Genomic DNA, 11411 nt, shown 5'->3' with positions numbered 1-11411 from the left:
CGTTAAAAGTTGTCAGATGCCCCCCTTATTAAGGGGGGATTAAAGGGGGGACTAAGGGGGGATCGGCACCCCCCTTATCAAGGGGGGCAGGGGGGATCGAACCTAAAATCCATTTTTAATTTAATTATAACCAGCTACTTACATCTGATAACTGATCACTGATAACTGATAACTGATCACTGATAACTGATTTCCTCTCCCGCATGATAGGAACTGCGGACTAGGGGGCCAGATCTAACCTGAGAAAACCCCATTTTTTGGGCAATTTCTCCCAACTCGCTAAATTCTGAGGGAGTCCAATATTTCTGTACGAGCAAATGTTCCAGAGAAGGACGCATATATTGACCAATAGTAACTCGATCGCAGTCGATCGCGCGTAAATCTGCCAAAGTCTCGATAATTTCCTCTTTTGTCTCACCGTGACCGACCATTAAGCCGGATTTCGTCGGAATTGAGCGATCGATTTCCTTAACATAACGCAAAACCGCCAAAGAGCGATCGTATTTAGCCCCGCGTCTAACCGGTCCTTGCAAACGGCGCACCGTCTCGATATTGTGATTGTAACAGGCAGGTTTTGCCCCTACCACCGTCGCCACCCGTTCCTGTTGACTTCCCTTGCCTCCAGCAAAATCCGGGGTTAACACCTCAATTAAAGTGTGGGGATTGAGTTCGCGAATGGCTGTCATCGTCCGCACGAACCAACTGGCTCCGCCGTCTTCCATATCATCTCTGGCTACAGAAGTCAAGACAACGTAACTTAAATTTAACAATTGCACCGCTTCCGCCACTTTTTGCGGTTCCTCCACATCGAGAGGCATGGGTGCATGACCCTTATCCACTTGACAAAAAGCACAGGACCGGGTACAGGTGGGACCCATCAACAAAAAAGTCGCCGTACCTTGGGCATAACATTCGCCGCGATTGGGACAGCGACCCTCCTCGCAGATAGTATGAATGTTCCTTTGTTTGATAATGCGCTGAACCGTGGAAATTTCGCTAGATTTGCCGAGTGAACGCCGTAACCAAGCGGGTAAAGACGTAATTTCCTCGCGCCACTGTGGGGGTATATTGGACATGAGAAGTTAACTAATGTTGGGGGTTGGGGATTCCAGTTATCAGTTATCACTGGGGAGAAGGGAGAAGGGAGAGAGACGACCGACTCCCCAAAACGAAAACTTTTGATCTCACCATAAAGATAACTGCCATAAGCTGAGAAAGCGAGTCAAGATCATTGTTAATCAAAAAGGAAACTTGGGCAATGGGACGACGGCAACGGGGAAAATTTTTCAATCTGGTCCTTCAAGGATTGGCGAGCTGCCTGTTAATTAGTATATTTGTTTTTAATTCCCTGCCATCCCTAGGCCAAAATTTTCTAGTTCCATTTGTATCTCCCACGGGTACAAGGATTTTTGTAGCCGGGGATATAGAATATGCTTCCGTGCATCTAGATGGATTTGCCTTATTTCAGATTGCCTCCCAAGATTTTACCGCTTCTGAGTCCCGGGAACTCTCCCCGGTAGAAAGACGGGCTAGGCGCATTGAGAGGGGCTTAAATAATATTATCAATCGGGGTTTCGATCCGACAACCCTGCAAGTAAGTACGGCGACTCTCAATAATTTAACCGTGATTGTGGCCAAGGATAACCAGAAGTTACCGCAACAGGTAATTCTGACAGTAACAGAAGTTGATGCCCTGATCGATTCTTCTTCGGTTGGCGATTTAGCGGACAGATGGGTTAAAATCATCCAAACAGCTTTGCTCCAAGCTTGGCAAGAACGTCAGCCCGCCCCTCGTCGGCAACAGGTAATTACTGCCACTATAATTATTTTGGGGCTAACTTTCTTAAGCTGGGTATCAATTTGGTGGCAGAAACACCTAAGAAATCGCTTTAATCTCCTCAAAAAACAAGCTAAAAGGCAATCCGATCAAAATTTACCCATAAATTCCCCCCCCAGAAAAGATCGCTCCCAAGAGCCGATTTTAGCCGCTCTAGGAGATTCCTCTAATTTCCGTCAACAGGCTGATATTCAGCGACAACTAACGCTAAATATTCTCTGGAAAAGACTGGCTCTTATTGGACTGATACTGCTTTGGTTTGGCGGAATAGCGGCGATTTTGTATGTATTTCCTGAAACTAGGCTAGAAGGACGCGGAATAATTCGTATTCCTTTGCGGATTTTTATTATCTGGTTGCTGCTGACATCAGTGAGCAATATGGTTAATCTGTACGTTAATTTTCGGCTACGCGAGTGGGTAGAGGAAGGAGCGGTGTTTTCCGAAAATTTGGAAAGGAGGATTCTGCGCGCTCCCACTTTATTGGAGGTTTGGCGAGAAATTATCACATTTATCGCTATTTTTCTGGGAATTTTTGGTTTTTTGGCTTGGATGGGTCTTTCTTTCGCCTTTTTACTCACGGGAGCCGGTTTAGTGGGAGCATTGCTCACCTTTGCCTTTCAGGATCTTTTAAAAGATTGGATTAACGGTTTTCTGATTGTCTTTGAAGATCAATACACCGTCGGTGATATGGTCCAGTTTCAGGAGTTTATTGGTTTGGTGGAAAATATGAGTTTGCGAGCGACTCAATTGCGGGCCGCCGACGGACGTTTAATCACTATTGCCCATAACCAAATTATCACCGCACACAACCTCAGTAAAGATTGGGCGCGGGTCGATTTTACCATCGAAGTCGCCTATCAGACCGAGCCAGATCTGGCGATCGCTTTAATGGCAGCGATCGCTGAAAATATGGCTGTAGATCCACAATGGCAAGAAGATATCATCAATCCTGTGCAGGTTGCTGGTGTTAGTCGGGTTTCTCACACGGGGATGGAAATTATGCTCAGAATTGTCGTCAAAAGATTACGACAATGGGACATAGAAAGAGAGTATCGTCGTCGTCTAAAAATTGCTTTTGAGGAGAAGGGAATTCACATCGGTATCCCCCAACAAAGTTTCCTGATAGCACAAGATAGAGAGGAATTCAAGGGACAGTTTTAAAGGGGAGTGATACTAAATCCTGTTTAAAAGGTATAGGAGAGTGGGGTGTGGGGATAAGGGAGAAACAATTCATAACTTGAGAGTTAATCACACTATTAAAAACGGATTTGTTATCAGTGCAGTTATCACTCCGCGTCCTGTAGGGGCGAAGCATTCGGATAGAAAATCTACGGTTTCACCGATAGGTTAGGGACTTGCGCTTTGATAATGTACCTTTTGGGCGAACGCAGTTCGCCCCTACATTGTGGACAAAATCCGTTACTGTAGGGGCGCAAAGCTTGCGCCCTCCGATCGATTGGGATATTATTCCCACGCAAGTCCCTTATTGCCCGAATGCTTCGCCCGTACTTTTTGTCGCAAACCCTAAGTAAAAAATTGCCGTCTTTTCACTGATTACTGATCACTGATCACTGTTTGGTAGGTTTAAACTAGGTTAGGATAGCTAACCTAACCTAGAAAATTTTTAGGAAGCTAAGGCTACCTCGACTATTTGTTGTAGTTCCCCATTTTGATAGAGTTCGATCATAATGTCGGAACCGCCAATAAACTGACCGTTGATATAGACTTGGGGAATAGTCGGCCAATTGGAATACTCCTTAACTCCTTGTCTTAACTCCTGATCTTGGAGAATATCGACAGTTTCGTAGGAAACCCCCAGAATATTGAGAATTTGTATGACGTTATTCGAGAAACCACACTGAGGCATTAATTTATTGCCCTTCATGAACACAAGAACTTTGTTATTCTGGATTAATTGATCGATTCTGGCCTTAGTTTCGGGTGTCATAGGTCTAGTAGCTAGAATTTGAGCAAGAATAGCCAATCCTGAGACGTGGCATATCCTATTAGTTTAGCACAAGCCGTTGAGATAGCTTTAAAAAGGCAGGTCTTCGTCCTCCTCCAAACTATCTAAAATTTCGTTAACATCAGGTCTCCCGCGCACGATAGTCATATTTTCCAGAGACTTATTAACTTTAGTTTCTGCGGCCGAATTTTCTGGCACTGAATAACCCATATTGACCAGTTCACCATCAAAAGATTTCGCTAACTTTTGAGCGGCTGCCAAAATTTCGCTAACATCGACATCTTGATCTAATGTCTCTAAAGATGAATCAAAACTTAAGATTTTTTGGGGCAGTTCTGTGCTAGAAGTTTTTGGGGTTCCCGACGCGGTGAACTTTGCTTCTTTTTTTTCGATAATTGCTTCTTTGACCGGGAGAATATCCACCGCGGTCATAACTTTATTTTCGGGAGTTATTGGTGGGGTTGGTGCGGTTTCTGGTGGTGGTAGTATCTTAGCTGCTGGGGATTGGGAAACTTCCGCAACCATGGCAGCAGTGGCGGAACCTACCTGTAAATGAACTTTAATCCGGCGCTGAAAAACTGCCTCGAAAGCTGACTCAATATTAGTCAAGCGTAGCCGGGCCATTTTTAATAATTGTTCCGAAGATATGCTTAAATAAGCACTCGATTCTTCCATATTAAAAAGACTGCCATGCTGACGTAGGAGAGTGCGAGTAGTGGGGGGTTCCATTACTTCTAAAACCTGCTGCCAAATTTGTTCATGATTGTCATCACTGGCAACAGTTTTAACCTCAGTTTTCGGCACTGCGACGCTAGTTGTCGGGGTGATAACTGGCGGTTTTATCGGTTCATTAACCGGCGCCGGCGCTGTGATCACTTCCGGAGGCCTCTCGGCGCTGGTTTGGGGACGGGAAGGCGCTACCGTGGCAACTAGCGGAATCACCTGTGCTTGCGGTAACAGTCCTAATAGAGTGACTTCTAACCAGAGACGGGGTTGAGTGGTGTTTTTTAGTTGTGTTTCGCTGTCTTTAAGCAGTTGTTGACCGCGGAGAATTTCCTCTAAAGACCAAGTACGCGCTTCCTTACACAAATCCTGCCAAGTGGGAGCAGTGACAGCCACCATTTCTGGACGATTAGGGGCGGTTTTGGCTAAAAGTAGGTTTAAATAGAATCCCGCTAGATTTTGCAAGACGATTAAAGGTTCCTTCCCGCGATTCATCAGATGGCGACATTGTTCGATAACTTGATCGGGAATATTGCTATGAATGACTTTAAGTAGGGTTAAAAGGTCTCTTTCGGGGACTGCACCGACTAAATCCCAGACTCGCTCGGCTGTAATCGTTCCTGCGAGTAAACTTAATTGATCAAGAAGACTTTCGGCATCGCGTAAACCACCGTTAGCGATCTGAGCCACTAGGGTTAATGCTTCTAGGTTAATATCGATCGCTTCTATTTGGGCGATTTTTTGCAGGTGTGCCACCATCGCATCGAGAGCAATACGGCGATAATCAAAGCGTTGACAACGGGAGATGATGGTAGGTAAGACACGCTGAGGATCAGTGGTAGCAAGCACGAAAATCACTCGATCTGGCGGTTCTTCCAGAGTTTTCAGCAAAGCATTAAAGGCCGCCGTACTGAGCATATGGCATTCATCGATGACATAGACTTTATAACGACATTGGACGGGGGCAAATTGCGATCGCTCGATAATTTCCCGAATGTTATCCACACCGGTATTACTAGCGGCATCAATTTCGATCACGTCTAGGGCCGAACCATTGGCGATCGCTTGACAGACGGAACATTTACCGCAGGGAATCGGTGTCGGATGGTCACTAGACAGACAGTTGAGGGATTTGGCTAAAATTCGCGCCGAGGAGGTTTTCCCCGTGCCTCTGGGTCCGGTAAATAGGTATGCAGGAGCGATTCGCTCACTGATTAAGGCATTACTCAGGGTCGTGGCGATCGCTGATTGTCCCACCAAATCGGCAAAGGTTTGGGGACGATACTTATGATGTAGAGGTTCGTAGGTCATGACTGGCTGAAAACTTTTTCCCCACCCTAGAGACTACTATTATCCTATGCCGATTCTTTTTCAACACGAGAACAAGTGTATGCTTTTTATCTAGCCAGTTGTAATGCGCGATTTGCATCATAAAAATGGCAATTTGGCCAAGGCTTCTAATAAATTGTATTAATAACTACAATTTTGCCGAGAAAACCTGACGACTATCTTAGTATGCCTAAAGACAGCGCCACCAATCAGACCAACTGCTTATGACTGAATCTACAAAAACCCAATGTCCTTACTGTGGAGTAGGTTGTGGTTTGACAGTCACCCCCCCCGCGTCGGCCGGACAAGCATGGAAAGTCTTCGGGGACAAGTCCCACCCCTCCAGTCAAGGTATGGTCTGTGTTAAAGGGGCCACCGTAGCGGAATCAATCGATAAAAATCGCCTCAAAACCCCGATGATTCGCGATTCTCTCCAAGAGCAATTCCGTCTTTGTACTTGGGAAGAGGCCCTCGATCGCATCGTTAACCGTATCCAAACTCTAATCGCTCAGGGGGAAAAGGAAAGTATCTGTCTATACGGTTCGGGACAATTTCACACCGAAGATTACTACATCGCCCAAAAACTGGTCAAGGGCTGTCTGGGAGTCAATAACTTTGATGCTAATTCCCGTCTTTGTATGTCCTCGGCCGTGGCCGCTTATCGGGACAGTTTCGGCTCCGACGGTCCCCCCTGCTGTTACGATGACCTAGAATTAACCGATTGTGCCTTTCTGGTGGGGACAAATACGGCCGAATGTCACCCCATCATCTTTAACCGTCTGCACAAGTATCTCAAAGGTAACAAAGAAGCGAAATTAATCGTCGTTGATCCCCGCAGGACAAAAACCGCCGAGGCCGCTAATCTCCACCTCGCCATTAACCCGGGGACCGATATTGACCTATTTAACGGTATTGCTCACCTGTTACTGAATTGGGGTGCGATCGATACCTATTTTATCGATAAATGTACCCGAGATTTCCCCAAATACGCCGAAATTATCCGCCATTATCCCCCCGAAATCGTCGCCCCTAAATGCGGTATCCCCATTGAGGATTTAGAACAGGCTGCCCGCTACTGGGCCGAATCGAAAAGAGTGCTTTCCCTCTGGTCGATGGGTATCAATCAATCCAGCGAAGGCACGGCCAAAGCCCGCACTTTAATCAATTTACACCTAATGACGGCTAATATCGGTAAGCCCGGGGCCGGTCCTTTTTCCCTAACGGGACAACCCAACGCCATGGGAGGACGGGAAGCTGGCGGCCTCTGCCATCTTCTCCCCGGTTATCGTTCCGTCAAAAATCCCCAACACCGGGCCGAAGTGGAACAAGCTTGGGGTTTACCTGCTGGTCAGATTTCTCCGGTCCCCGGTCGCGATGCTTGGAGTATGATTACTGGTTTGGAGACGGGAGATGTCAAACTTCTTTGGATTGCCGCCACTAATCCGGCCGTTAGTATGCCTGATCTAGAACGCACCAAGGCGGCCCTGTTAAAATCACCTTTTACTATCCATCAGGATGCCTACTATCCCACGGAAACCAGCGCCTATGCCCATTTATTACTGCCAGCAGCCCAATGGGGCGAAAAAACGGGAACAATGACCAATTCTGAGCGCATGGTGACTTTAAATAAGGCTTTTCGCCCTCCCGTCGGTCAAGCTAAGGCCGATTGGCAAATTTTTGCCGAAGTTGGTCGCCGTTTGGGGTTTCAGGCACAATTTAATTTTCAGGATTCGGCCGAGGTATATTCCGAGTTTGCCCGCTTGACATATAAACGTCCTTGTGATATGACAGGGATTAATTATGAGCGCTTGGCCGAGACCCCCCGACCGTGGCCCAATTCCATCGATGAAATTTCCGCCCCTAAAACCGCTAATTCTGGGGAATTACCGGGTAATTTAGTTAAAGATCACGATAAAAGCGAAAAAACAGCCGCAAAACGCCTTTATACCGATGGTAAATTTAATACTGCCGATGGTCGTGCTGTTTTCGCCGCCTACCACAGTAAAGGTCTAGCGGAACCCCCCGACGATGATTATCCCCTAGTGTTGACCGTGGGGCGTTTGTACGGTCACTGGCACACCCAAACTCGCACCGGCCGCATCGAGAAAATTGTCAAAATGCACCCCGCACCTTTTCTGGAAATTCATCCCCAAGATGCGGCAAAATTGGGCATAGAAGCTGGGGAATGGTTGGAGGTGCGTTCTCGTCGCGGTTCTGCCCGTTTTCCGGCTTTAATTACCAAAGCAATTGCTCCTAATTGTGTCTTTGTGCCGATGCACTGGGGGGCCCTATGGGCAGAAAATTCTGAGGCCAATAGTCTCACCCATCCGGCCGCTTGTCCGATTTCCCTGCAACCAGAATTAAAAGCTTGTGCTGTCAAATTAATCCCGTTGAAGTCTTTAGTTAATGCCGAATTATCTCCCAGTCAATTTCTGGCAACTCCCTAATCAAATTTGGCTTTCCCTTTGGTTACTTTTGTAATACCAATTCTCCACAATCTGATAGGTAGTTTGTGTTTAAAAACCTCTTGCATAATTAATTTTTCAGGGTTCAAAAACGTCAAAAATAAGGATTAAATGGCATAAAGTCTGTAAATAGACCATTTAACTGATTATTATTCATTCTTAATTCTCCTGACTACTCACTACTGGCTACTGACTCCTAACCCCAACAACAATTTTTGATTTTTACAAGATGTCTATTGCTATTAAGCCAAGACGCATTTTAACCGCCTATCCTTAGATTAGCTGAATGCACTTCTTTCATAACTTTTTTATGGTATAATCGGTTGATACTTTTCTTTCGATTGGCTCTCCTAGGTTTGGTGGGTAAAATGTATTCTAGGATACATTTCTCAAGAGCGAGGGGGTGGAACGAACCACAAAGACACAAAGGACACAAAGATCGATCGATCATATAGTAAGTTAAACTAATCACACAGAACCTAGAAGAGCCTTCGATTTTTAGATGGAAGTCGAAAACTGGTATCATCTGCGTCACTGCTGTCAGCCTGCTGTTGAATGTCTTGTTCGTCCCGCTGCCAGTCGGTAGCCCCTCTTGAATCACCTCACCATGACGACAACAACTCTGACTCCCGCGCCAGTTCAAGCGGCAGCAAATTCCCCAGCACCCCCTGAGTGGGTAGATTGGCAAGTCGCCCATCAAATTCCGGGACGGCTGCGAATTCGCATTCCCCGCCTCAATTGGGATGACGAATTTGCCAGACGCTTGCAGCGATCGCTGCTGAGAACCACTGCTATCAGCGAGAGCCGCATCAATGCCGCAGCCTGCTCCCTGATTGTCTCCTACCAGGCGGAAATGCTGTCAGCAACGGCCCTCCTGAATTACTTGCAAGCGGCCATCCTAGCGGCCGGCCTAGAAAGAGAGCCAGATGCAAGCGAGAAAGTCGGGGCTAGAAATCAGGGGACTTGGCCAACTTTAGGGATGCCGGCCTTAACCCTGGCTGTGGCGATCGCTGCTGCTCCCCTAGAACTGCCCTTCTCGATTGTGGGAGGAATTGTCCTTGCGGCTTCAATTCCTCTCTGGCAGAGGGTTAGCCAAGCCCTCACCCAGCAGGGACAAGTGACAATAGACTGCCTCGATGCCCTCTGGTTGAGTTACCAACTGCTGCAAGGTAACAACATCGCTGGCGCACTCGCCCTCAATCTGGCAGCAGTGGGAGAGAGCCTGCGCCGGAGCAAGCTCCAACAGCTAGAAGACGAGCTATACCTGCTGTTCGAGCAAGAAGACGCAGAAATCCACTGGCTCTCTGACCGGCAGCGGTTCGCTCCCGTTCCCGAGGCAGATCGAGAAGGGTGGCTAGATTCCGTCGAAAAAACCGAACTACTCCAGAACCTCAAACCCGTCGCCCAAGGAGCGATCCTACCCACTTTGTTCCTGAGTGGCACTTGGGCAATCCTGACGGGAGACTTGGGGCGTGCGAGTGCGCTGTTACCCCTTGACATCGGGGTTTCTCTGCGGGGCGTTACTCCCTTGGCAGTGGTTTCGTCCCTGACGGCGGCAGCGCGACAAGGCGTTTATATCCGCAATGCCAGGGTACTGGAAAAGCTGGCTCAGGTGGATACTCTGGCCTTTACTCGCGAAAGTTTCCAGGACTTGATTACCCCGGAGCTGCTGGTGAGTTGGGGCATCCCTTCTCAGTGCATCTACTTCGCCACCGATGCGGCTGCTGTTGAGGGACTCCAAGAACAGTTGCTCCGCCAAGGTAAGCGGGTGGCTTGGATAACCGACAGTGGTAGTGATTGCTTGGCTGCCCAGGAGGATCAGGTGGTCATTTCTCTAGGGAGAGGGGATTTTGCAGCGGCCGCCGATGTCATCTTGCACAGCCAGGATCTCCAGCCCCTTGGCTACACCTTTGCCCTGGCCCGGCATACCCTTGCCACTGCATACAAGAGTTTGGCGATCGCTACTCTGCCCAACCTGTTAGTGGTGGCAGTCGGGGCATTTTGGGGACTCAACCCGGTGGCAGCCGCCGCAATCAACGGCAGTTCAGCCATCCTCGCAGAACTGAACAGCCTGCGCTCCCCGAAGCCTAACCTCTTAGAAAACGGGTTTCTTTGAGAAAGAAACCCGTTTTCTTGCAATAAATGTTAATTTTTGTTACAGGGGTCTTGAAAAATTGGCGATTGTCTGCACAAAAGAGTCGCAGTGTCAAGTGGTTCGCGCTCAAATGACATAAATAGCTAAGTACCTAAGCAAAATTAATTACACATTTCGATAAAGCTTTTGCCTCTTGCCTATTGCCTCTTGCCTGTCTTCACTAGGAAATTTATTTTGCATGACTACTTATTATAGTAGCAAGAGGTTTACTGTCGATTACTCACTAAAAAAGGAAAGGAAATAACTATGATACAGCAAGTTAAATTACGTTCTCATCTGGGTGAAGACCGAATATTGCATTTAGATATTCCCGTGGAAGTTAAAGAAACTGATTTAGAGGTGACAGTAACGTTTAAACCAGCACCAAGCTTAGATAAAACTACAACTCAGACACGCACTCATGCTGAATCGATGCGAATTTTTGAAGAGATACATCAACACTATTCGGGGTGGATTTTTAGTGATAGTACAGATTGCTGTGAGAATACAACAGGTGGTTTATGATTGTGTTTATCTGGCTTTAGCAGTGAATAAAAGCTGTCAAGTGGTCACAGCAAATGAACGTTTTTTTAATGCGTTACAGGGAGATAGTTTAGGGTCTTATTTATTTTGGCTAGGGACTTCCAGAAATTACTCATAAACGAAAAAGGCTATTATATTAAATAAATCATCTTAATAAACATGACATCAGAAACCGCCAATTATGATGAACCCTGGAAAGAAGCATTAGGCGAGTATTTTGAAGCGTTTTTACATTCTTTGGCTAAAATCAATATCTAGAAAACGGGTTTCTTTGAGAAACCCGTTTTCTTGTAATAAATGTTAATTTTTGTGATAGCACCCTTGAAAAATTGGGGATTGTTGGGCTAAAACTGTTAGCAATAAACCTTTGCAGTTAATGTCATGACTTCTCCCCTGTTGCCGATTTTTCCTGCT

The 11411-nt window shown here is 46.8% G+C and carries 7 protein-coding genes; 4 read left to right on the top strand and 3 right to left on the bottom strand.

Translation table 11 applies throughout. The annotated features are described in order from the left end of the window. Positions 1-176 precede the first annotated feature (176 nt). Entirely contained in the window at positions 177-1076 is a 900-nt protein-coding gene (gene lipA, locus PN470_RS02770; RefSeq protein WP_103111402.1) for a lipoyl synthase, read from the bottom strand. A gap of 182 nt (positions 1077-1258) precedes the next feature. On the opposite strand from lipA, the gene PN470_RS02765 reads away from it, so the two are divergent. Next, positions 1259-2998 (top strand): mechanosensitive ion channel family protein, encoded by a 1740-nt coding sequence (locus PN470_RS02765; RefSeq protein WP_272103591.1) that lies wholly within the window; start codon positions 1259-1261, stop codon positions 2996-2998. 463 nt (positions 2999-3461) lie between these two features. Here PN470_RS02765 and grxD read toward each other — a convergent pair whose 3' ends face one another. Together grxD and PN470_RS02755 are read right to left on the bottom strand one after the other, a co-directional pair. After that, a complete protein-coding gene (gene grxD, locus PN470_RS02760; RefSeq protein ID WP_002739803.1) occupies positions 3462-3785 on the bottom strand; it encodes a Grx4 family monothiol glutaredoxin in 324 nt (107 codons plus the stop codon). Positions 3786-3872: 87 nt separating this feature from the next. After that, on the bottom strand, positions 3873-5837 hold the full coding sequence (locus PN470_RS02755; protein WP_271938095.1) for a DNA polymerase III subunit gamma/tau: 1965 nt from the start codon (positions 5835-5837) through the stop codon (positions 3873-3875). A 242-nt stretch (positions 5838-6079) separates the two neighbouring features. Between PN470_RS02755 and PN470_RS02750 the strand changes: the two genes are divergently transcribed. From PN470_RS02750 to PN470_RS02740, 3 genes are all read left to right on the top strand, one after another. Beyond that, positions 6080-8302, top strand: a complete 2223-nt coding sequence (locus PN470_RS02750) for a molybdopterin oxidoreductase family protein (protein ID WP_272103589.1) — start codon at positions 6080-6082, stop codon at positions 8300-8302. A 625-nt stretch (positions 8303-8927) separates the two neighbouring features. Continuing rightward, positions 8928-10436 carry an HMA2 domain-containing protein gene (locus PN470_RS02745; RefSeq protein WP_272103587.1) on the top strand — a complete coding sequence of 503 codons (1509 nt, stop codon included), beginning with the start codon at positions 8928-8930 and terminating at the stop codon, positions 10434-10436. A 285-nt stretch (positions 10437-10721) separates the two neighbouring features. Then, positions 10722-10979, top strand: coding sequence for a hypothetical protein (locus PN470_RS02740; RefSeq protein WP_272103585.1), 258 nt, complete (start codon positions 10722-10724; stop codon positions 10977-10979). Positions 10980-11411: the final 432 nt, after the last annotated feature.

Source organism: Microcystis sp. CS-574 (assembly GCF_028329095.1).
Classification (GTDB): Bacteria; Cyanobacteriota; Cyanobacteriia; order Cyanobacteriales; family Microcystaceae; genus Microcystis; species Microcystis ichthyoblabe_A.
The sequence above is the reverse complement of the archived record's forward strand: the minus strand, read 5'-3'. Positions and strand labels throughout refer to the sequence as shown.

Bases quoted from the DNA above. Each gene is read 5' to 3' on its own strand.
- PN470_RS02750 (WP_272103589.1), top strand. From the start codon at position 6,080: ATGACTGAATCTACAAAAACCCAATGTCCTTACTGTGGAGTAGGTTGT.
- PN470_RS02765 (WP_272103591.1), top strand. From the start codon at position 1,259: ATGGGACGACGGCAACGGGGAAAATTTTTCAATCTGGTCCTTCAAGGA.
- grxD (WP_002739803.1), bottom strand. From the start codon at position 3,785: ATGACACCCGAAACTAAGGCCAGAATCGATCAATTAATCCAGAATAAC.
- PN470_RS02755 (WP_271938095.1), bottom strand. From the start codon at position 5,837: ATGACCTACGAACCTCTACATCATAAGTATCGTCCCCAAACCTTTGCC.
- PN470_RS02745 (WP_272103587.1), top strand. From the start codon at position 8,928: ATGACGACAACAACTCTGACTCCCGCGCCAGTTCAAGCGGCAGCAAAT.
- PN470_RS02740 (WP_272103585.1), top strand. From the start codon at position 10,722: ATGATACAGCAAGTTAAATTACGTTCTCATCTGGGTGAAGACCGAATA.
- lipA (WP_103111402.1), bottom strand. From the start codon at position 1,076: ATGTCCAATATACCCCCACAGTGGCGCGAGGAAATTACGTCTTTACCC.